We start from the raw sequence: 20,390 nt of genomic DNA, 5'->3' as shown, positions 1-20,390 counted from the left end.
CGGGCTCAGAAATCGGCGGGCCATAGCAAACTTGCATCGCCGTAGCTGAAGAAACGGTAGCCCTCGGCGATGGCATGGGCATAGATCTGGCGGATTTCATCGCTGCCCTGGAAGGCCGAAACCAGCATCATCAGCGTCGATTTGGGCAGGTGAAAATTCGTCATCAGCCCGTTCGAGACCTGGAAACGGAAGCCCGGCGTGATGAAAATGTCGGTGTCGCCCTGCCAGGCGGCGATCCGTCCCGGCCCCGTCGCGGCGGTCTCGAGCAGGCGCAGCGCGGTGGTGCCCACGGGCACGACGCGGCCGCCCGCCGCGATGGTCTGCGCGATCTCGGCCGCGGCGTCGGCGCTGACCTCGCCCCATTCCGAGTGCATCTTGTGGTCGCGCACGTCGTCGACCTTCACCGGCAGGAAGGTGCCCGCGCCCACATGCAGCGTCACGTGGGAAATCTGTACGCCCCGCGCAGCCAGCGCATCCAGCAGCGCGTCATCGAAATGCAGCGATGCGGTGGGTGCTGCGACGGCGCCCCGGCGCGCGGCCCAGACGGTCTGGTAGTCGTCGCGGTCGCGCGCATCGGCGGGCCGTTTCGAGGCGATATAGGGCGGCAGCGGCATGGCACCCGCCTGCGCCAACGCCGCGTCGAAATCGTCGCCTTCCAGGTTGAAGCGAATGTGGGCCGAGCCGTCATCGCGGCCTTCGACGCGCGCCGACAGATCGGGTGAGAAAACGACGGTCTCGCCGTCCCGCACCTTCTTCAGCGGCTTCAGCAGGGCGGACCAGCTGCCATCCGCACCCGGCTCCAGCAGCGTGGCCTCGATCCGGGCCTCGGTCGGGCCTTGCGCGCCGCCCCGCCGCCGCAACCCCGACAGCCGCGCCGGGATCACCTTCGTATCGTTGAGCACAAGCCGGTCGCCCGGGCGCAGCCAGTCCGGCAGGTCGCTGACCCGCGCGTCGGTGATCCGCGCGCCCTCGGCCACCAGCATCCGCGCCGACGAGCGCGGCCGTGCAGGCCGCAGCGCGATCCGATCCTCGGGCAGATCGAAGTCGAACTCCGACAGCTTCATCGGGCGACCCTTTCGGGCGGCGGGCGGCGGAAGATCTCGCGGAACATGCCGGGCGTCAGGATCGACAGCGGATTGACCGCCACCGCCGGGTCGCTGACCGTGCCGCGCAGCGTGAAGCTGACCCCGAACAGCCCTTCGCCCCGGCGCGTGAAGATCGACCCCACGCGGTTCAGCAGGTAAAGCGGCGACACGACGCCTTGCATATCCATCCTCTTGCTTTGCGGATCGTAAACGCCGTCCATCGACAGCCCCAGCGAATTGCCGGTGGCCGAGGACCGATAAAGCGTGATGCGCGACGGGCTCAAGCGGAAATCGGCGCTGACCTCGTCGAAGGGGATGCCCTGGCCCTGCATCTGCTCCAGAAGACCCACCACCGATATGGCGCTGAGAAGCTCGGCCATGGTCGGCGCGTTGCGCAGGCGGGGGCCGGTGACGCGCAAGGCCCCTTCGTAGATTCCGCGCCCGCCCCCGGGGCGCAGGGTCAGCTCGAGCGCGCCGCCCTCGACGTTGCGAAACAGGCCCGCGTCGCGCAGCACCGCGCCCGCGTCGTTGGCCCGGATGCGGATCGCCGTGCCGTTCGGCCCGCCCGCCAGCGCCCCCGCCACCGTGACCCCGCCATTGATGCGGCCGCGGAAATCGCCCGACAGCGCCCGGCCGGGCGCAAGATCCACCGAAAAGTCGCCCAAGGCCAGCGTGTCGGTCACCCGCAGCCGGTCCAGCCTCAGCGACACCGGCCCGCGCGCCGCCCCGGATCCGCCGCCACCTCCGCCCAGCTGGGCGCGGCGAATGTCGATCTCGCCGCCGCGCACGGTGATGGCGGGCGGCTGGCCTGCGCCCCGCGCGCGGATCGTCACCGCCGCGTCAAGCCAGCCGCCCAGCCGCACGCGGTCCAGCTCCAACGCCTCGAAGCTGGGACCGGGGCCCAGCACCACGTCGCCCGTGGCCGACAGGCCCGGCGCGCTCAGCGACAGCCCGTCGACGCGCGGCGTCTCGGCCAGGGTCAGCGCAAGATCCAGTCGGCCCGGCGTGTCGGCGGGCTTCGACCAGTTCACCGCGGGAATGTTCAGGCCCAGCCCGCGCAGCTCCGAGCTCAGTTGCAACGTCGCGGGCGCGCCGGGTCGCAGCGCAAGGTCGATCTGCGCCGGACCCCTGCCCGTCAGAAGGCCGCGCGGAAGCTTGACCCCGAACCGCTCCAGCGCCTCGGGGCCGAGCTCCGCGGTCCCGCTGACGCTGCCCTGCCCCTGGTCCGGGCCCGCAAGCGCCTGCCGCCAGGCCCCCTGGAACGCCACGCCGTCCAGAGTGGCGCGGCCATTGGCCGACAGGCGCGCCTCGGCCAGCGACACGTCCAGCCGGTCGGATCTGAGCGCGCGGCCCCCGACGATCGTGTCCGACGCGAAGTCGCGCACCACCGCGTCGGCCGCGATGTCGATATCCTCGCTCGTGTTGCCCTTTTTCAGCACCAGCCCGATCCGCGCGGATCCGGTGATCCGCCCGGTGGCCAGGTCGGCATCGCGGCCCGACTTGCTGAGCAGCTGGAACCGCTCGGCATCCAGCACGTCGAACAGCGCGCCCAGCGGGCCGTCGGCCGCGATGTCGATCACGGCCGGGCTGGGCTTGATGCGCCCGTCCGGGATCGTGAAGACGCTGCCCGCAAGGTCCAGGTCACCCCGCGCCCCGGTCTTCATCACCCCCTCGTCCACCTGGATCACCAGCCGATGGTCCATGATCGAACCCAGCCCCGCCCCTTGCGTCACCGGGGGCAGACCCTTCATCACGCGCACATCCGCGTCGCGGAAGCCGAAGGTCAGGTTCAGCCGGGGCTTCGCATCGCCCGGCGCAAAGCGCAGCGCGGCCACGACATTTTCGGCAAGGGCCCCGTTGATGTTGTCGCTCAGCCAGCCGCGCGCCTTGGGGGCGATCGGCAAGGGCCAAAGCCGCAGAAGCGCCTCGATGCCCAGCGCCTCCGCCCGGCCATCGGCGCTGACCTGCCAGCCCTCGGGCGTCGCCTCGACCGACCCGGACACATGCAGATGCCGCCCCGGCGCGCCGCCCGCGTCGGGCAACGAGATCTGGCCGATCTCGACCCGGAAAGGGTTCAGGCGAATGCGCAGGTCAAGCTGACCGTCGCCAAGCGTGATCGGCGCGGGAAACAGCCGCGGCGCGTCCAGCGCCAGCGTGTCCAGCGCCATTTGCGCCAGCAAAGTGCGGGGAAAGCCGTTATCGCCCAGGTCGTCCAGGTAGGCGTGGCCGCTGACGCGCCCCTCTCCCAGGGCGCCGGTCGCGCTGATCTGGCTGAAATTCAGGCGCGCGCGGTCGGGATCGTAGGTGAAATAGGCCTTCGCCTGCTCGAACCCCAGCGGCGTGCCGCCCGTGCGCGGGGCCAGCGTGCCCGCGCCGATCTCCAGGGTGCCCGCGAAATCGGTCAGCCCGCCGTCGCCCCCGACCTCGGCCCGAAGCGCCCCCGACAGCGGCGCGTCCAGAACCGACAGGAACGACAGGGCCGGGCTTTGCAGGGCGATATCGGCAGCGCTCACATCGCTGAGCGTCACTTGCGCGCTGGCACCGCGATCGCCGCCCTTCGCCGTGACGGTCGCCTGCAAGGCGCCCAGCGTGTCCGAGCCGTTGAAGATGTCGGCGTTCAGCGACAGCTCCAGCCCTTGCTCGGTCCGGCGCAGCACGGCGCCCGCGTCGCTCAACTGCCAGACCCGCGCGGCGCGCGCGTCCTCGACGGTGATGGTGGCGCGGGTCAACTCGACCCGCTCGACCCGGTCCACGGGCGGCGCTTGCAGCGCCCGGTCGAGCAGTTGCAGAAGCCCGCCCAGCCCCCCTTCCAGCCGCTGTCCGCCACCGCCGAAGCTGATCTCGAACGCGCCGCTGCGGTCGCGGCGCAGCGTCAGCGTCGCGTCCTCGACCCGCAGCACCCGCGGGGCGACACGGCCCCGGATCGCCGCCCCCGGATCGAAGGCCAGGCCGACGCGCGACACCTGTGCCAGCGTCTGCCCGCCGACGCCTTCCAGACCCACATCGTCGATCCAAAGACGCGGGATCGCGCTGCGATCCAGCCCGACCGTGATCTGCGAGATCCCAAGCTGCAGGGGCGAATCGCGGTTGATGCGCCGCTCGATCCGCTCGGTCAGGGCCTGGGGCAGCACCAGGCGCGTCTCGCTGATCGCCAGGGCCGCGACGCTGACCACCAGCAGCGCCGCAAGCCCCGCGACGATGCTCCAGGCGACCCCGTGGGCACGCCGAAGCCCCCGGCGTTTGCGGCCGGGCGACTTGGCGTTCGGCTGGGACGGATCGCTCATGCAGACCTTATCACCTGCTGGGCGCGCCCTGCCCAGAGGGGTCGGCGATCACATCTGGCTTATTCGGCGCGGGTGATGCCCAGGATCTTGCCGAAGCCGTTGTCGCTGATGGTCTGGAACTCGATGGTGACGGTGTCGCCCGCTTCCAGCTCTTCGGGCGCGGTCGCGCCGCCATCGCTCAGCGACCAGACCGACTTGTCTTCGAGCACGATGATCTGCGCCACGCGGTCGAAGGCAAGCACCTCGCCGCTGACCTCGTCGGCAAGGGCGGGCGTTGCGGAAAGAAGGGCCAGGACGGGAAGAAGACCAAGACGGGTCATGGGCGGGATGCCTTGAATGAAAGCCGCGCGACAGTGCGCAGGCCAGCAGATGAGGCGCCGGGGCCCGCTCTGCAAGGGCGCCGCGTTAATAATTTGCCGCCCCCGAACGCGCCCTAGTTCCCCCAAGGAAGATGAACCCCGACAGGAGCAAGCCCGATGAGCCTTCAGGACCAAGAAGCCCCCGATTTCACCCTGCCGCGCGACGGCGGCGACGACGTCACCTTGTCGGCCATCGACGGGCCGGTGGTTCTCTATTTCTATCCCCGCGACGACACGCCGGGCTGCACGAAGGAGGCATTGGGCTTCACCGACGCGGTGGACGATTTCGCCGCCGCCGGTGTCACCGTGCTGGGCATCAGCAAGGACACCGTGGCCAAGCACGAGAAGTTCCGCGACAAGCACGGGCTGAAGATCGCCCTTCTGTCCGACTCCGACGGCGCGGTGTGCGAAGCCTACGGCGTCTGGGTCGAAAAGAACATGTACGGCAAGACCTCCATGGGGATCGAGCGCGCGACATTCCTGATCGACGCGGACGGCAAGGTCGTGCGCGAATGGCGCAAGGTGAAGGTGCCCGGCCACGTGGACGAGGTGCTCGAGGCGGCGCGCGCATTGTGAAGCCGCTGACGCAGATGGCGCTGGAGGTCCTGCAGACAGCGGACGGGCGCGAAAAGACGGCGCTATCGCATGCCCACGCCGCCGCCTGGCGCGCGGCCCGCAGCGACGACGCGCGCCCCGAGATCGGTCGCGCCGCGCCGCCGCTGCAACCTGCCCGGCCCGCCAAGCCCGACCTGGTGTCGCCGCGCGACGTGCCCCGCCGCAAGCCCGGCAGCCCCGAGGGGCGCATCGCGATGATGCACGCAGTCGCCCATATCGAGCTGAACGCGGTCGATCTGCACTGGGATGTGATCGCTCGGTTCGGACACCTGGACCTGCCCATCGGGTTCTGCGACGACTGGGTCCAGGCGGCAGACGAAGAATCCAAGCATTTCAACCTCATGTGCGACTGCCTTGAGGCAGAAGGCAGCTTCTACGGCGCCCTGCCCGCCCATGCGGGCATGTGGCGCGCGGCCGAAGAAACGGCGGACGACCTGATGGCGCGACTGGCCGTGGTGCCCATGGTGCTGGAAGCCCGCGGGCTCGACGTGACACCCGGCATGATCGACTTGTTCCGCCGCGCGCATGCCACGGGCGCGGTCGCCGCACTGGAGACGATCTACGCCGAAGAGGTGGCGCACGTGGCTTACGGCTCGAAGTGGTTCCACTTCCTCTGCGGCCGCGAGAATTGCGACCCGAAACCCACCTTCCACGCCCTGGTGCGCCGGTACTTCCACGCGCCCCTGAAGCCGCCCTTCAACACCGAGAAGCGCGCCGATGCGGGTCTTCCGCCCGATTTCTACTGGCCACTTGCGGACTTACCCAAGGCCCAAAGTAAGTAAAGTCGGCGGATTAATGCCGATTCCCTGCGACTCTCCGCCGGCGGCACACGAGAGCCTGCAAAATTGTTGCGGTGTGGCTTTCCGGTTGCTAGTCACGGTCCCAATAACAAGTTTGCGCCAAGCGGACGCTGCCAATCGGGACAGCAAGGGGACAGGTTTTTGACGTCATTGACCAACAAGATGGGTGCGGCCCTCGCGCGCGCCTTCCCGGAAAAGCGACTTTTCCTTCGCTCCAACACCGAAACTCGATACGTGCGCCTGTCGCCCGCGACCCAGGTGATGACCGTTTCCGGCATCGCCGTGGTGGTCGGCTGGACGATCATCGCCTCGTCGGTGTTGCTGATGGACTCGATCGGATCGGGCCACGAACGGGACCAGGCCCAGCGCGAACAACAGCTCTACCAGGACCGGCTGAACGCCATGTCCGACCAGCGCGACGCCGCCCTGGCCGAAGCCGCGGCCGCCCACGAGCGTTTCAACGCGGCCCTGCGCCAGGTCAGCACCATGCAGTCGCAGCTTCTGGACAGCGAAACGCGCCTGACCGAGCTCGAGCGCGGCATGGATGTCACCTACGGCAAACTCCGCGACGCCGTTCTGGCGCGCGACGCCGCCCGCCAGGAAGTGGCGCAGCTCAACGACAGCTTGAACGGCGACGGCTCCGAAATGGCCGAACTGGCGCGGCTGGGCGACATGGAAAAGACCGTCGACCTGCTGGCAGGGGCGCTGACGGCCGCATCCGGCCAACGCGACTCGATGATGATCGAGGCCCAGGAGGCCGAGGATTTCGCCGAAGAGATGATCTTCGAGGCCAAGCTGAAACAGGCCCGCAACGACAAGATTTTCAACCAGCTTGAAGACGCGCTGACGATCTCGGTGTCGCCGCTGGACAAGATGTTCCGCAGCGCCGGGCTGAACACCGAAAACCTGCTCGACCAGGTGCGCCGCGGCTATTCCGGCCAGGGTGGTCCGCTGACGCCCATGAGCTTTTCGACCAAGGGGTCCGAGCCCGACGCCGACGGCCTGCGCGCCAACGGCATCCTGGAAAAGCTGGACCGCATGAACCTGTACCGGATCGCCGCGCAGAAAGCGCCCTTCGCGCTGCCGGTGAAATCGTCCTTCCGCTTCACCAGCGGATTCGGTCCGCGCTGGGGTCGGATGCACAACGGGACTGACTTCGCCGCGTCCCATGGCACGCCCATCCACTCCACCGCCGATGGCGTCGTGACCCATGCCGGTCGCCAGTCCGGCTACGGCATCCTGGTCAAGATCAAGCACGAGTTCGGCATCGAAACGCGCTACGCGCATCTGAGCCGACTGCATGTCAAAGTGGGCCAAAGGGTCTCGCGCGGGGAGCGGATCGGTGATATGGGAAATACCGGTCGCTCGACCGGCACGCATCTGCACTACGAGGTGCGCGTGGGCGGACGTCCCGTCAACCCGATGACCTATATCAAGGCGGCGCAAGATGTTTTCTAAGAGCAAGATCAACGAGCCCGGCCCCAAACAGGGCGGCGAGGCAGTGACCCGTCCCACAAGCGAGAGTCCCATGAACGCACCGAAATCCAACACCGACACGTCTTCCAGCGCGCCGAAGGCGAAGCCGCCCGCATCCATCCTGTCCTCGGACCTGACGGTGAAGGGCAACCTGCGCACCACCGGCGACATCCAGATCGAAGGCCAGGTCGAAGGTGACATCCGCGCCCATCTGCTGACCGTCGGCGAAGGCGCCACGGTCAAGGGCGAAGTGATGGCGGACGACGTGGTCGTCAACGGTCGCGTCGTGGGCCGCGTTCGCGGCCTGAAGGTGCGCCTGACCGCGACCGCGCGGGTCGAGGGCGACATCATCCACAAGACCATCGCCATCGAAAGCGGTGCCCATTTCGAAGGCTCAGTCGCCCGCCGCGACGATCCGCTGAACACCACCGGCGGGGCACGCCCTGCCGCCCAGGGCGGCGGCGCCCCTGCGCCCGCGCCCGGCTCCGGGTCGGGATCCGAAGCCAAGGCCTGATCGACGCCGCATCTTGCGCAAAGGGCACCCGGTTGCGCCGCGGTGCCCTTTTTCATGCGCGTTGCCAGAAGGACCCGGCGCCGAACGCCGTCCGCCAGCGGACCCCCCCGGTGGAAATCTCGCGAAACCGCAAACGCGGGAAGTGTTCATCGGCGCCCGCGCGCTAGGTCAGGGTCATGACCGCGCCTGTCCTCATGTCCACCGTCGGATCGCTGGGCGATCTCTTTCCCGTCCTCGCCGTGGCGCGGGCGCTCGAAGAAACGGGCCAGCCAGTCCGCCTGCTGCTGGGCCCCGACGATGCGGACGAAGCGCGCGCGCACGGGTTCGAGGCGGTGGCGTTCGGCCCCAGCGAAGCCCAGCTGGTGGCCGAGTTGGACATGGATCGCGACGCCATCGCGGCATCGGTCTTCCGGGATCCGTCCGAACTGCTTAAGCGGGCCACATATCCGCGCCTGGCCGACCTGACGCGCGCGCTCCTGCCCCACGCGCAGGGCGCCCGCGCGGTGTGCAGCACGGCGCTGGCCATGGCCGCGCCGCTGGCTGCGGAACTCACCGGTCGGCCCCATATCCCCCTGCTGCTCCAGCCCGTGATGGTGCAATCCGCCCTGGATCCGCCCCGTGTCCTTGGCCTGTCGCCGCCCATGGTGCCGCGCCCCGGCAATGCCGTTTCGCGCAGTTGGAACCGCTTATGGCTGCGGATCGTGGCGCTCGAGATGCAACGCCGCCACGGGCGCGATCAGGCCCACGTGCGACGCGAGCTCGGCCTGCCGCCCAGCCGCGCGACGCCGCTCTTCGGCCACGCGGTTGCGCCGCACATGCGCCTGGGTCTATGGGATCCGGCATTCTCGCAGCGGCCCGCGGACGCACAGGATCTGCGCCTGACGGGCTTCGCGCGATTGCAGCAGCGCGACGCCGTCCTGCCCGCCGAGCTGCAGCGCTTTCTCGAGGCGGGGCCAGCCCCGCTGGTGGTCACGCTTGGATCGGTCGCGCACAAGCTGGCCGGGCCGCATTTCTGGCGCGACGCGGTCGCTCTGGCACGGGGCGCGGGACTGCGGGCCGTGCTTCTGTCGGGCGCGGCAAAGGTTCCCAGCGGCGCCGACATCTGCGCCCTGCCCTACGCGCCGCACGCCGCGCTCTTCCCCCACGCGCGCGCCGTCCTGCACCACGGCGGCATGGGCACGCTCGGCCAGGCGCTGCATGCGGGCCGTCCGCAGCTGATCCTGCCCCTGGGCGCCGACCAGCCCGACAACGCGGCCCGCGCCCAGCGGTTGGGCGTGGCGCGCCGGATCCGGACCGCGACGGACGCCCAGGCACTGGCCTTCATCCTGAAACCCGAAGTGGCGGCCGCCGCCCGCAAGTTGGCCGACCGGCTTGTTCCCGACGGCGCGGGGATGGCCGCGCGCACGATCCTGGCGGCGCTCGACGCGGATCGTCCCCGATTGGGACACAGTTCTGACGGATTGGCACGATAGATTTCTGCGCGAAGCCGCAGGAGCAGATCGATGACGGACACGACCCAGACCGGCCCGGTGGCGGGCCTTCCTTCCACGCTGGCGCCCGTCGTCTTCACGGCGACGATCTTCCTGTCCGCGTCGCTGCTGTTCTTCGTCCAACCGCTCTTCGCCAAGATCGTGTTGCCCGAAATCGGTGGCGCCGCGTCCGTCTGGACGACGGCCATGCTGTTCTTCCAGACCGTTCTGATCGCCGGATACCTCTACGCACACCTGTCGACGCGCTATCTGCCGGTGCGCGCACAGGTGGCGCTGCACATGGCCGTCTGGGCGCTGGGCCTGGTGTTCCTGCCGCTGGCCATCCCCGACGGCTGGAGCTGGACGCCTGGCCAGCCCGCCGCCTGGCAAACGCTGGCGCTGTTCGCGGCGGGCGTGGGCGTTCCCTTCGCGGCGCTGTCGGCCAACGCGCCGCTGATCCAGGCGTGGTACGCTCGGGCGGGCCTGCCGCCGACGATCCCTATTTCCTTTACGGCGCGTCCAACCTGGGCTCGCTGATCGCGCTGCTGGGCTTTCCGCTGATCGCCGAGCCGATCTGGGGGACCAGCGGCATCGGCGCGGGCTTCGCCGCCGGATACACGGTGCTGGGCGTGGGCTTGCTGGCCGCCGGGGTCATGGCGCGCGGCGGTGTCGCGCGGCACCGGGCCGAGGCGGCCAAGGCCCACCCGCAGCAGATCGGCCTCTGGCTGGTTCTGGCCTTCGTGCCCTCGTCGCTGATGCTGGCGGTGACCACCAAGATCAGCACCGATATCGGCTCGATCCCGCTGGTCTGGGCGGTGCCGCTGTCGCTGTATCTTCTGTCCTTCGTGCTGACCTTCCGGGCCCGTGTGATCCTGCCGACCATGACCCTGCGCCTGCTGACCGTCGTGGCGCTGGCCCTTCTGGCGGCCGTATTCCTGGGCCTGACGGGCGGCCACCAGAGCCTGACCATCATTACATTGATGGGGCTGTCCTTCTTCGTCGTGGCCCTGTTCGCGCATCGCCGCCTCTACGAGGCGCGGCCCGACGGAAGCGGGCTGACCGGGTTCTACCTGACCATGTCGGTGGGCGGGGCGCTGGGCGGTCTCTTCAACTCGATTCTTGCGCCTGCGGTCTTCGACACCCTGGCCGAGGGTCCCGTGACGCTTGCGGTCGCCGTTGCCCTTCTACTCAGCCCCGGCGCGTTCCGGATGACGCGCGGCACTGCCCTGCGCACCGCGCTTATCGGTGCAGGTGCAGGGCTGGCGCTGCTGGTGCTCTCGTCCGTGGCGCCGCAGCCCGACCTGGTGGCCAAGGCGATCCTGCTGGGCACGGCCTTGGTCCTGGTGGCGCTGTTTCGTCGCGCGATCGGGGCCGCGCTGCTGGCGCTGGCAGTCTTCGTCGCGCCCGCCATGTCCAGCCTGCCCGACAGCGCCGCCTTCCGCGACCGCAGCTTCTTCGGCGTGCACAAGGTCGAGGAAAAGACCGGCGTGCGGCTTTACACCAACGGCACCACCCTGCACGGCGCACAGCTGCTGGAAGAAGACGACCGTCCCACCCCGCTCAGCTATTATCACGGCGGCCTGCCCCTGGCCGAGCTCATCAACTCGCCCGTCGGGACACGGGCGCAATCGATGGGCATCGTCGGCCTCGGCGTCGGCGCGATGGCCTGCCACGCGCGGCCCGGACAGGACTGGACCTATTACGAGATCGACCCGGTCGTCGCCCAGATCGCCCGCGATCCCGCCCTGTTCACCTATCTCAGCGACTGCACCCCCGACGCGCCGGTCCTGCTGGGCGACGCGCGCATGGTGCTCGAGCGCGATCCCCAGACCTTCGACATCCTGGTGATCGACGCCTATTCATCGGACGCCGTGCCGGTGCACCTGACGACGACCGAGGCGATGCAGCTTTACCTCGACCGGCTCAATCCCGGCGGGCTGCTGATCTACCACATCTCGAACCGCTATTACGACCTGACCGTGCCGCTCGGCCGGTCGGCGCAAACGCTGGGCCTGGCGGGCGCGCATCGCTACGACCGCCCCGAAGAGGACGAGCACCTGGCCCATGCCAGCAGCGTGGTTGCCCTGTCGCGCGACGTGGCGACGGTGCGGGCTGCCACCGCCGCGTCGGACTGGGCGGTGCTGGACGACGATGGCGGCCGGGAATGGACCGACGATCACGCCAACCTGCTGGAACTGCTGCTGGATTAATCCTCGGCCGTGGCTTCGGCGCGGGACTTGCCGGACACGTCCTGCGCCAGCGTGGCGGCCATGAAGCGGTCGAGATCCCCGTTCAGCACACCTTGCGTGTCGCTGGTCTCGACCCCGGTGCGCAGGTCCTTCACCATCTGGTAGGGCTGGAGCACGTAGGACCGGATCTGGTTGCCCCAGCCCGCATCGCCCTTCGCTTCGTGCGCCGCGTTGATGTCGGCGGTGCGGCGGTCCAGCTCCATCTGGTAGAGCCGCGATTTCAGCGCCTTCATGGCGATGTCGCGGTTCTGGTGCTGGGATTTCTCGGAACTGGTGACGACGATGCCGGTGGGCGCGTGGGTGATCCGCACGGCCGAGTCGGTCGTGTTCACGTGCTGCCCGCCCGCACCCGACGAGCGATAGGTGTCGATGCGGATATCGGCGGGATTGACCTCGATCTCGATATTGTCGTCGACCACCGGATAGACCCAGACCGAGCAGAACGACGTGTGCCGCCGCGCCGCGCTGTCATAGGGCGAAATGCGGACCAGCCGGTGCACGCCGGATTCGGATTTCAGCCAGCCATAGGCGTTGTGCCCCGAGATCTTGTAGGACGCGGACTTGATGCCCGCCTCTTCGCCCGACGTCTCGGACTGCAATTCGACCTTGTAGCCCTTCTTCTCGGCCCAGCGCACGTACATCCGCGCCAGCATCGCCGCCCAGTCGCAGGATTCCGTGCCGCCCGCGCCCGAGTTGATTTCCAGGAACGTGTCGTTGGCGTCGGCCTCGCCGTTCAGCAGCGCCTCGATCTCGGCGGCCTCGGCGCGGGACTTCAGCGTGGACAGCGCCGTTTCCGCCTCTTTCACGACCTCGATGTCGTCTTCCATCTCGCCCAGCTCGATCAGCTCGACATTGTCCGACAGATCCTGCGCCATGGTCTCGTAGGACTTCATGGCATCCACCAGCGCCTGGCGTTCGCGCATCAGCTTCTGGGCGTTGTCGGGATCGTCCCACAAACTCGGATCCTCGACCCGGGCGTTGAATTCTTCCAGCCGGTGGGACGCCGTGTCCCAATCCATGCGCTGGCGCAGAAGCTCCAGCGATTTCTCGATCGCCTCGACGGTGTTCTGGGTTTCTGCGCGCATGGGGGGCTGCCTTTCCTGTCGGCGCAGGATGTAACAACGCGATGGGCCGCCCGCAACGGGGCATGTCGCGCGCGGCCCAGGCCCACTAGCTGGGCGGGCAGTCTTAGGGCTTGGCGTTGAACACGATGGGCCACATGAAATCCAGCGACGCGTAGCCGTCGCCCAGCGCGGTCGGATACGCGCCGCAATCCTGCGTGGTCTGGCCAGTGCCGATATAGGCGGGCCGGATCGTGCCCACGAGCACCGAGAACGGGAAGGAGGTCCCGGTCTGCGGGTTGATCGCCGCGGTGGCGTGGCAGCCGTGGCAGGACGTGCAGTCGGTGATCGAGCCCGCGGGGTCCGAAGAGCCGGGCCTGACCCCAACAAAGCGCCTGGGCGCAACATAGACAAGAAAGTCCTTGCCGGAAACAAATTCAAGATTGAAAGCCCGACGGCCGAGCGAAAGGCCCCCGGAAGGGCCTTCACCGGCGCTAGTAAAGACCGCCCGAGCTGAGCGAGCCGAAGGTCGCCTTGTCCTGCGGGATGACGACCGTGTTGCCACGACCGTTTTGCACCTGCTGCGCGCCGCTCCCGCCGCTGGCTTCCTCGAACAGCGGCAGGTTCGCCCCCATGGCGAAGCCACCGTCGAAGGCGACACCGAACATCGGCTCTTCGCCCAGGCGGAAATACTCGGCGATGACGTTCTCGCCCGCGGCCGTGTCGGACAGACGCGCCCCGGTGAACCGGTCGATCTTGATGAAATGTCCGCCCGGCGGCACCTCGAAGGCGCCACCGCCGTATTTCGCCGTCGCTTCCTGCATGAACCGGTTGAAGACCGGCGCGCACATGCCGCCGCCCGACGCGTTGGACCCCAGCGACCGCGGCTGGTCGAAACCGATATAGCAGCCCGCCGCGATGTTGCTGGTGAAGCCCACAAACCACACGTCCTTGGCGTCGTTCGTGGTGCCGGTCTTGCCCGCCACCGGCACGCTCAGGTTCACCTTGCCCTTGGCCGTGCCGCGCTCGACCACGCCCACCATCATCGACGTCAGCTGGTAGGCGGTGATCGCGTCGATCACCCGCTCGCGTTCGGACGCGATCCGCGGACCCAGTCCCGGCTCAAGCGACGCCACCTGGCAGTCCAGGCATTCGCGCTGATCGTGGCGATAGACGGTGCGCCCGTAGCGGTCCTGCACCCGGTCCACCAGCGTGGGCGCCACCCGCTCGCCGCCATTGGCGAACATGGAATACGCGGCGACCATCTTGTAAAGCGTCGTCTCTTCCGAGCCCAGCGACGCCGACAGGTAGCCGCCCATCCGGTCATAGACGCCGAACCGCTCGGCGTAGCTGGCCACGATGTTCATGCCCACTTCCTGCGCCAGCCGCACCGTCATCAGGTTGCGCGACTGCTCGATGCCCGTACGCAGGGGCGTGGGGCCGTAGAAGCGGTTGGAATAGTTCTTGGGCCGCCACAAACCTTGCGGCGTGTTGATCTCGATCGGGGCGTCCACGACGATCGTGGCGGGCGAAAAGCCCGAATCCAGCGCGGCGGCATAGACGAAGGGCTTGAAGCTCGATCCGGGCTGGCGGGTCGCCTGGGTCGCGCGGTTGAACACCGAATGCTGGTAGGAAAAGCCGCCCTGCATGGCCAGAACGCGGCCCGTATCCACGTCCATCGCCACGAACGCGCCCTGCACCTGCGGCACCTGCCGCAGGGTCCAGCGGATCAGCGAGCCGTCGTCGTCATTGGTCATCTGGCGCACATGCACCACGTCACCGCGCTCGAAATTGTCGGCGAAGCTGCCCCGGATCCACGAGATGTCGTCGCGCGGGATCGATTGCTCGCCCTGCCCTTCGACGCCGACGCGCATGGATTCGTCGCCGATCTCCAGAACGACCGCCGGATACCAGGTGTTTTCCAGCTCGATGTCCCGCGCCACGTTGACCTCGGCCAGCGCGTCCTGCCAGGTGTCCAGCCGTTCGGCCTCGATGCTCTTGCCGGTGCCGCGCCAGCGGCCGATGCCGCGATCGTATTGCTCCAGCGCCTGGCGCAGGCTTTCGGCGGCGACCTTCTGCAGCTCTTCGTCGATGGTCGCGCGCACCGACAATCCGCCCGAAAAGAACTCGCCCTCGCCGTAGTCGCGGCTCAGCTGGCGGCGGATCTCGTCGGTGAAATAGTCGCGGGGCGGGATTTCCGAGCGGAAGCTGTCGAAATCGTCGCTTTGCACCGACAGCAGGGGCGCGACGCGGGCCGTGCGATAGGCCTCTTCGTCGATATAGCCGTTCTCCCACATCTCGCGCAGGACATAGTTGCGGCGCGAGATGGCGAATTCGCGGTTGCGGACGGGGTGGGTATAGGCCGGGCGCTGCGGCAACGCGCCCAGATAGGCGGCTTCGGCCACGCTCAGCTCGTCCAGCGCCTTGTTGAAATAGGTCTGCGCGGCCGCGGTGACGCCGTAGCTGTTCTGACCCAGGTAGATCTCGTTCAGATAGAGCTCGAGGATCTTGTCCTTGGAAAGCGTCTCTTCGATCCGGCTGGCCAGGATCAGTTCCTTGACCTTGCGCTCGGCCGAACGCTCGCCGCCCAGAAGGAAGTTCTTCATGACCTGTTGCGTGATCGTCGATGCACCGCGCAGATCGCCACCCCGCGCCGCGTCGATCGCCGCGGCGGCAATGCCGCGCGGATCATAGCCCTGGTGGGTATAGAAATTCTTGTCCTCGGCCGAGATGAAGGCGTGCTTGACCAGGTCGGGAATGTCCTCGGCCGGGGTGAACAGGCGCCGCTCTTCGGCGAATTCGTCGATGATCTCGCCCTTGCCGGAATAGATGCGGCTGATGGTCGGCGGCTGATAGCTGCTCAGCTGGTCGGTATCGGGCAGGTCCGCGCCGTACATCCAGAAGATCGCGCCGATGGTCAGCGCGACGGCCAGCACGCCCATGGTCACCAGCGTGAACAGGCTGCCGAAGATCGAAAGGATGAAGCGCATCATGGGTCGCGGACTCCTGGTATGCTGCCCGGTCGTGACCCGCTATATCGTGGACGCACGCGGAAATCAAAAGGGATGGCGGACTGGCCCGACCCCGATGACGCGGAATTGAGACCGTGGCTACTTGCGCAGCAATCGCGCCTCGGCCGCGTCCTCGCGGGCCCAGGCAAGCACGGCGTCGCAGACTCCCTTGATCGCGTTGGCGCGCCAGGCGGGATCGGCCAGGTTGGCGCGGTCGCGGGCGTTGGACAGGAAGCCGAGTTCCAGCAGGACCGACGGAATATCGGGCGCCTTGAGCACCGAGAACCCGGCCTTCAGCCGCGGGCGCTTGTGCAGATCGCCCGTCTGTCGCGCCAGACCGTCGACAAGATGCGCGGCCAGCCGTTCGCTGCGCGGCGCGGTTTCGAGCCGGGCCATGTCCATCAGCACCAGTGCGACCTGGTCGTCATGGGCATGCAGGTCGATCCCCGCCAGCAGATCGGCGCGGTCGTGGCGCTCGGCCAGCTTCTGGGACGCCACGTCGGACGCCTCGTCGCTGAGCGTATAGACGGTGGCCCCCGACGCACGCCCCTCGGCCAGCGCATCGGCGTGCAGCGACAGGAACAGATCGGCGCGCGCTTCGCGGGCGATGGTGACGCGGCGCTCGAGCGGCACGAACGTGTCGCTGTCGCGGGTCAGCGTCACGTGGTGGCCATCCTTGCGCAGCCCGTCGGCCATTTCGCGCGCGACCGTCAGGATCAGGTCCGCCTCGGTCATGCCATCGGCCTCGGCACCCGGATCGATGCCGCCGTGCCCGGGGTCGAGCACGATCCGCAAGGGCCGCTCGCCGCGTTGCCGCTCGACCGGCTCGGCCACCTTCTGCGGCGCGGGAAGCGCGAAGATCCCGCTTTCCGGCGCGCCGACAGTCGCGGCGAATTCCCGTTCCGATGTGGGGGCAAGCGATAGCTTCAGCGCGTTGGCCCCGCCCGTCGGACCCACGGCAAGGCCCGCCGTTTCGATCCGCATGGGCGCCTCCAGCCCGAGCACCAGCCGCGACCAGCCGTCCCGGTACCGCCCGTGGGTGACGGACGAAACCAGGTCGCTGTTGAGCACGGTGGTCAGGTCGGTTCCGGCGAAATCCACTTCGGCGAAGTCGGCAACCAGGCGGCGGGGGTTGTCCAGCGTGAAGACCCGCCAGGGCACCGGATGGCTCAGGGCCAGTTCCAACTGCAGATCGGGTCCGAAATCCTCGATCCGGCTGGCGTCGACATCGATCCGGGCCAGCGCCCGAAGATCGGGCATCTGCGCCCGGGCGATGGTTGGTCCAGCCAGAAGGCCGACAACGATGAATGCCCTGAGAAATCCCTGAATTGGGTGTCCCACCCGCATGGCTGCGCCTCGTTCACTGCCCGGAGGTCTTGATGCCTCTCTGCTGGGCAGCATACCGCCGAAATCGCAATTTTGGAAGGCGGAAATCAACCCATACGCGAGGCGCGCCAGGTTTTCAGTCGATCCAACCCCTCGGCGATGTCCTCGGTCGATCCCGCATAGCTGAAGCGCAGCATCCGGCCGCCGCGGCGGGGGTCGAAATCCAGGCCCGGCGTCACCGCGACGCCCGCCTTTTCCAGGATTTCGGCCGACAAGGCCAGCGCGTCGTCGGTCATGTCCGAGACATCCACGTACACGTAGAACGCCCCGTCGGGCGGTGCGAAGGACGCGAAGCCAGCAGCGGCCAGCCCGTCGATCATCAGGCGGCGGTTTGCGGCATAGACCGACAGGTTGCGGTTCAGCTCGTCGCGGCAATCGAAGGCGGCCAGTGCGGATACCTGGCTCGCGTGGGACGGGCAGATGAACATGTTCTGGGCCAGCCGCTCGATCATCCGAACGTGGCTAGGCGGGACCACCATCCAGCCCACGCGCCACCCGGTCATCGAGAAATACTTGGAAAACGAGTTGATGACGTGGACATCGTCGGTGATCTCGAGCGCCGAGACGGGCCGCCTTTCGTAGTCGATGCCGTGGTAGATCTCGTCCGAGATCAACGCGATATCGCGGTCGGCGCAGGTCTCGACCAGCGCATCCAGCGCGGGCCGGTCCAGCATGGTGCCCGTGGGATTGCCGGGCGACGCCACGATCAATCCCTGCACGTCCCGCGGGATCTCCGACGGCACCGGCTGGAAGCGGTTCTCCAGCGTCGTCTCGATGCCCACCGGCGCCAGGCTCAGCGCGCTCAGTATGTGGCGGTAGGACGGATAGCCCGGCAGGCCCAGCGCCACGCGCTCGCCCGCCTCGAACAGCGCCGTGAACGACAGGATGAAGGCGCCCGACGCGCCCGCCGTCACCACCACCCGGGCCGGATCCAGATCGACGCCGTAGCTTTGCCCGTAATGCTGCGCGATGCGGGCGCGCAGTTCCGGCAAACCCAAACCCACCGTGTAGCCCAGCGGTCCCGCCGCCATGGCCGCCGAAAGTGCTGCGCGCGCGCCTTCGGGGGCCGGTGTGCCGGGCTGTCCGACCTCCATGTGGATGATCCGGCGCCCGTCGGCCTCGGCGGCGCGGGCGCGCTCCATCACGTCCATGACGATGAACGGGTCCACCTGCCCGCGCTGCGAGACGCGCATCCGCCGCCCTCCTGTCTTTTGTCCTGACTGCGCTGCCGCGACCGATTGGTCAAGCGGATCACAAACGCCTTATCGCGGTTGCGAAACCGGCCCGATCTGCGACAGTGCGCACGATTTCAGACGACCTTTCGCCACGGAGCTTTCGCCGATGAAAACCACCCTGACCTTCGCCGCCCTCGTGCCCGCGCTCTTCGCCGGGTCGATCGCGTTCGCCCAGGACGACGACGCGGCCTTCGGCGAGCGTGTGCGCCAGTACCTGCTGGAAAATCCGCAAGTCATCATGGAAGCCGTGGCCCTCCTGGAACAGCGCGAGGCCGAGGCCCAGACCGCCGCCGACGGGGACCTGATCGCCGACAACGCGGACGCGCTCTTCGACGATGGCGTGTCGTGGGTCGGCGGCAATCCCGACGGCGATGTGACCGTCGTCGAATTCCTGGACTACCGCTGCGGCTATTGCCGCCGCGCACACCCGGAAGTGGCCGAACTGGTGGCTTCCGACGGCAATATCCGGCTGATCGTGAAGGAATTCCCGATCCTGGGCGAGCAATCGGTGCTGGCCTCGCGCTTCGCCGTGGCGACCCTGCGCCAGGCGGGCGACGCGGCCTACGAGCAGGTGAACGACGCCCTGATGACCATGCGCGGCGACATGACGGCGGACAGCCTGGAAGCACTCGGCGAAGAGCTGGACATCGACACGCAGGCCATCATGCAGGACATGGACAGCGACGAGGTGACGGCCATCCTGGCGCAGAACCGTGCGCTGGGACAGGCCATGGCGATCAACGGGACGCCCAGCTTCGTCTTCGGCGACCAGATGGTGCGCGGCTACGTCCCGCTCGACGCCATGCGCGAGATCGTCGAGGAAACCCGCGCCGAGGGCTGAAGCCATCGTGCCCGCCATCGCCCAGTCCCGATGGATGACGCGCGGCCGAACCGCCGCCCGCTAAGTCCGGCCCGTCTTGTCCGCGAGGTGGACATAGGTTTCGTCATACCTGCGTGACAGGTGATCGCCCGCCAGGATCACCTGGTCGGATCCCGGCGGTGCGACGTTGGTGTCGTAGTTGGGGTTGAAGAACAGCGGCACCGAAATCCGCTCGGCCGTCGTGCCCACGACCCGGTGCGGCGTGGCGCGGACGCGGCCGCCGGTCCACATCTCGAGCATTTCGCCGAAATTCACGATGAACTCGCCCGGCGGCGCGCTCAGCGGGATCCACCCGCCACCGCGCCTGCGCACCTCCAGGCCCGGCGTGCCGTCGGTCGCCAGCAAGGTCAGGCAACCGTAATCGGTGTGGGTGGCGATGCCGAAATCCTTTGCGCCCGCCCAGTCGGGGCGTTCGGGATAGAAGTTGCCCCTGAGCAGCGCCATGGGCCGATCGAACGCGGCGCCGAAGCTGTCCTCGGGCTGGCCCATGGCGCGGGCAAGCGCGCGCAGAAGCAGCATCGAGACGTCGAGCGCCTTGGCGTAATACGCCTCGAGCGTGGCGCGGAATTCGGGCATTCCGTCGGGCCAGCGGTTGGGCGCGTAGTATTTCAGACCGTGCGCGGCCAGCGGGTCCGTGGCAGGCAGCTCGAACCCCATGTCGAAGACCTGCTTGAAATCAGGGTTCGCATCCGGATCGACGCGCTCGGCCCCCGGCGCCCCCCAGCCGCGGTTCGACCCCGTCGCCGCCATGTCGATCTTCGCCTTCTGCGCGCGCGGCAGGTGAAAGAAGCTCCGATAAGCCTCGAGCACGGCTTCGACATCGGCGCGGCACAACGCGGTGTTGTGGACCGTCATGAAACCCACATCCGTCGCGGCTTCCAGCATCTGCGCGCTCACATCGCCGCAGCGCGCGTGGTCGGGATCGGTCAGGCAGGCGGCGTCGATGCGGGGGATCATGGGGCGGGC

Annotated in this window: 18 protein-coding genes; 9 read left to right on the top strand and 9 right to left on the bottom strand. The window is 68.3% G+C overall.

All coding sequences use genetic code 11. The annotated features are described in order from the left end of the window. Positions 1-5: 5 nt before the first annotated feature. From queA to ILP92_RS03375, 3 genes are read right to left on the bottom strand one after another with little or no spacing between them, the layout of a single operon-like run. Complete coding sequence (gene queA, locus ILP92_RS03385; protein ID WP_198914965.1) at positions 6-1,064, bottom strand: tRNA preQ1(34) S-adenosylmethionine ribosyltransferase-isomerase QueA; 1,059 nt, start codon at positions 1,062-1,064, stop codon at positions 6-8. Beyond that, entirely contained in the window at positions 1,061-4,369 is a 3,309-nt protein-coding gene (locus tag ILP92_RS03380) for a DUF3971 domain-containing protein (RefSeq protein ID WP_198914964.1), read from the bottom strand. Before ILP92_RS03380 ends, queA begins: the two co-directional genes overlap by 4 nt. Positions 4,370-4,428: 59 nt before the next feature. Continuing rightward, entirely contained in the window at positions 4,429-4,689 is a 261-nt protein-coding gene (locus tag ILP92_RS03375; RefSeq protein WP_198914963.1) for a hypothetical protein, read from the bottom strand. A 156-nt stretch (positions 4,690-4,845) separates the two neighbouring features. Here ILP92_RS03375 and ILP92_RS03370 point away from each other — a divergent pair, with 156 nt between their 5' ends. The 7 genes from ILP92_RS03370 to ILP92_RS18820 all read left to right on the top strand — a co-directional run bounded on the left by ILP92_RS03370 (position 4,846) and on the right by ILP92_RS18820 (position 11,812). Further along, positions 4,846-5,304, top strand: coding sequence for a peroxiredoxin (locus ILP92_RS03370; protein ID WP_198914962.1), 459 nt, complete (start codon positions 4,846-4,848; stop codon positions 5,302-5,304). Further along, positions 5,301-6,125: a ferritin-like domain-containing protein gene (locus tag ILP92_RS03365; RefSeq protein ID WP_368667832.1), complete on the top strand. Its 825-nt coding sequence runs from the start codon at positions 5,301-5,303 to the stop codon at positions 6,123-6,125. The genes ILP92_RS03370 and ILP92_RS03365 overlap by 4 nt, the downstream gene beginning before the upstream one ends. Before the next feature lie 159 nt (positions 6,126-6,284). Further along, on the top strand, positions 6,285-7,601 hold the full coding sequence (locus tag ILP92_RS03360; protein ID WP_268968480.1) for a M23 family metallopeptidase: 1,317 nt from the start codon (positions 6,285-6,287) through the stop codon (positions 7,599-7,601). Continuing rightward, positions 7,591-8,133 carry a bactofilin family protein gene (locus ILP92_RS03355; protein WP_198914960.1) on the top strand — a complete coding sequence of 181 codons (543 nt, stop codon included), beginning with the start codon at positions 7,591-7,593 and terminating at the stop codon, positions 8,131-8,133. The genes ILP92_RS03360 and ILP92_RS03355 overlap by 11 nt, the downstream gene beginning before the upstream one ends. Before the next feature lie 176 nt (positions 8,134-8,309). After that, positions 8,310-9,605 (top strand): glycosyltransferase, encoded by a 1,296-nt coding sequence (locus tag ILP92_RS03350; RefSeq protein WP_198914959.1) that lies wholly within the window; start codon positions 8,310-8,312, stop codon positions 9,603-9,605. A 30-nt stretch (positions 9,606-9,635) separates the two neighbouring features. Then, the gene (locus ILP92_RS18385) at positions 9,636-10,139 is read left to right on the top strand and encodes a hypothetical protein (protein ID WP_235971062.1); all 504 of its coding nucleotides are present in this window, start codon (positions 9,636-9,638) and stop codon (positions 10,137-10,139) included. Then, the gene (locus ILP92_RS18820; protein WP_368667831.1) at positions 10,067-11,812 is read left to right on the top strand and encodes a fused MFS/spermidine synthase; all 1,746 of its coding nucleotides are present in this window, start codon (positions 10,067-10,069) and stop codon (positions 11,810-11,812) included. The genes ILP92_RS18385 and ILP92_RS18820 overlap by 73 nt, the downstream gene beginning before the upstream one ends. Here ILP92_RS18820 and prfB read toward each other — a convergent pair. Then, on the bottom strand, positions 11,809-12,936 hold the full coding sequence (prfB, locus tag ILP92_RS03340) for a peptide chain release factor 2 (RefSeq protein ID WP_198914958.1): 1,128 nt from the start codon (positions 12,934-12,936) through the stop codon (positions 11,809-11,811). The genes ILP92_RS18820 and prfB overlap by 4 nt on opposite strands. 103 nt (positions 12,937-13,039) lie before the next feature. Further along, on the bottom strand, positions 13,040-13,174 hold the full coding sequence (locus tag ILP92_RS18670; RefSeq protein WP_268968479.1) for a hypothetical protein: 135 nt from the start codon (positions 13,172-13,174) through the stop codon (positions 13,040-13,042). On the opposite strand from ILP92_RS18670, the gene ILP92_RS03335 reads away from it, so the two are divergent. Continuing rightward, a complete protein-coding gene (locus ILP92_RS03335) occupies positions 13,167-13,322 on the top strand; it encodes a hypothetical protein (RefSeq protein ID WP_198914957.1) in 156 nt (51 codons plus the stop codon). The two genes, ILP92_RS18670 and ILP92_RS03335, sit on opposite strands and share 8 nt — an antisense overlap. A gap of 84 nt (positions 13,323-13,406) precedes the next feature. On the opposite strand, the gene ILP92_RS03330 is transcribed toward ILP92_RS03335, so the two are convergent. The 3 genes from ILP92_RS03330 to ILP92_RS03320 form a co-directional block, all read right to left on the bottom strand. After that, positions 13,407-15,905, bottom strand: coding sequence for a penicillin-binding protein 1A (locus ILP92_RS03330; protein ID WP_198914956.1), 2,499 nt, complete (start codon positions 15,903-15,905; stop codon positions 13,407-13,409). 117 nt (positions 15,906-16,022) lie between these two features. After that, positions 16,023-17,183, bottom strand: a complete 1,161-nt coding sequence (locus ILP92_RS03325; RefSeq protein WP_235971060.1) for an N-acetylmuramoyl-L-alanine amidase — start codon at positions 17,181-17,183, stop codon at positions 16,023-16,025. 173 nt (positions 17,184-17,356) lie between these two features. Continuing rightward, positions 17,357-18,502: a pyridoxal phosphate-dependent aminotransferase gene (locus ILP92_RS03320; protein ID WP_198914954.1), complete on the bottom strand. Its 1,146-nt coding sequence runs from the start codon at positions 18,500-18,502 to the stop codon at positions 17,357-17,359. 148 nt (positions 18,503-18,650) lie between these two features. On the opposite strand from ILP92_RS03320, the gene ILP92_RS03315 reads away from it, so the two are divergent. Then, positions 18,651-19,385 (top strand): DsbA family protein, encoded by a 735-nt coding sequence (locus ILP92_RS03315; protein WP_198914953.1) that lies wholly within the window; start codon positions 18,651-18,653, stop codon positions 19,383-19,385. 60 nt (positions 19,386-19,445) lie between these two features. Here ILP92_RS03315 and ILP92_RS03310 read toward each other — a convergent pair whose 3' ends face one another. Beyond that, positions 19,446-20,381, bottom strand: coding sequence for an isopenicillin N synthase family dioxygenase (locus tag ILP92_RS03310; protein WP_198915269.1), 936 nt, complete (start codon positions 20,379-20,381; stop codon positions 19,446-19,448). Positions 20,382-20,390: the final 9 nt, after the last annotated feature.

It is taken from the genome of Palleronia pontilimi (assembly GCF_016412875.1).
GTDB lineage: Bacteria > Pseudomonadota > Alphaproteobacteria > Rhodobacterales > Rhodobacteraceae > Palleronia > Palleronia pontilimi.
The sequence above is the reverse complement of the archived record's forward strand: the minus strand, read 5'-3'. Positions and strand labels throughout refer to the sequence as shown.

What these genes read in the sequence shown, in the direction of transcription:
- queA (WP_198914965.1), bottom strand. Translation starts at nt 1,064, where the DNA reads ATGAAGCTGTCGGAGTTCGACTTCGATCTGCCCGAGGATCGGATCGCG.
- ILP92_RS03380 (WP_198914964.1), bottom strand. Translation starts at nt 4,369, where the DNA reads ATGAGCGATCCGTCCCAGCCGAACGCCAAGTCGCCCGGCCGCAAACGC.
- ILP92_RS03375 (WP_198914963.1), bottom strand. Translation starts at nt 4,689, where the DNA reads ATGACCCGTCTTGGTCTTCTTCCCGTCCTGGCCCTTCTTTCCGCAACG.
- ILP92_RS03370 (WP_198914962.1), top strand. Translation starts at nt 4,846, where the DNA reads ATGAGCCTTCAGGACCAAGAAGCCCCCGATTTCACCCTGCCGCGCGAC.
- ILP92_RS03355 (WP_198914960.1), top strand. Translation starts at nt 7,591, where the DNA reads ATGTTTTCTAAGAGCAAGATCAACGAGCCCGGCCCCAAACAGGGCGGC.
- ILP92_RS03350 (WP_198914959.1), top strand. Translation starts at nt 8,310, where the DNA reads ATGACCGCGCCTGTCCTCATGTCCACCGTCGGATCGCTGGGCGATCTC.
- ILP92_RS18385 (WP_235971062.1), top strand. Translation starts at nt 9,636, where the DNA reads ATGACGGACACGACCCAGACCGGCCCGGTGGCGGGCCTTCCTTCCACG.
- prfB (WP_198914958.1), bottom strand. Translation starts at nt 12,936, where the DNA reads ATGCGCGCAGAAACCCAGAACACCGTCGAGGCGATCGAGAAATCGCTG.
- ILP92_RS03330 (WP_198914956.1), bottom strand. Translation starts at nt 15,905, where the DNA reads ATGATGCGCTTCATCCTTTCGATCTTCGGCAGCCTGTTCACGCTGGTG.
- ILP92_RS03325 (WP_235971060.1), bottom strand. Translation starts at nt 17,183, where the DNA reads ATGCCCGATCTTCGGGCGCTGGCCCGGATCGATGTCGACGCCAGCCGG.
- ILP92_RS03320 (WP_198914954.1), bottom strand. Translation starts at nt 18,502, where the DNA reads ATGCGCGTCTCGCAGCGCGGGCAGGTGGACCCGTTCATCGTCATGGAC.
- ILP92_RS03315 (WP_198914953.1), top strand. Translation starts at nt 18,651, where the DNA reads ATGAAAACCACCCTGACCTTCGCCGCCCTCGTGCCCGCGCTCTTCGCC.
- ILP92_RS03310 (WP_198915269.1), bottom strand. Translation starts at nt 20,381, where the DNA reads ATGATCCCCCGCATCGACGCCGCCTGCCTGACCGATCCCGACCACGCG.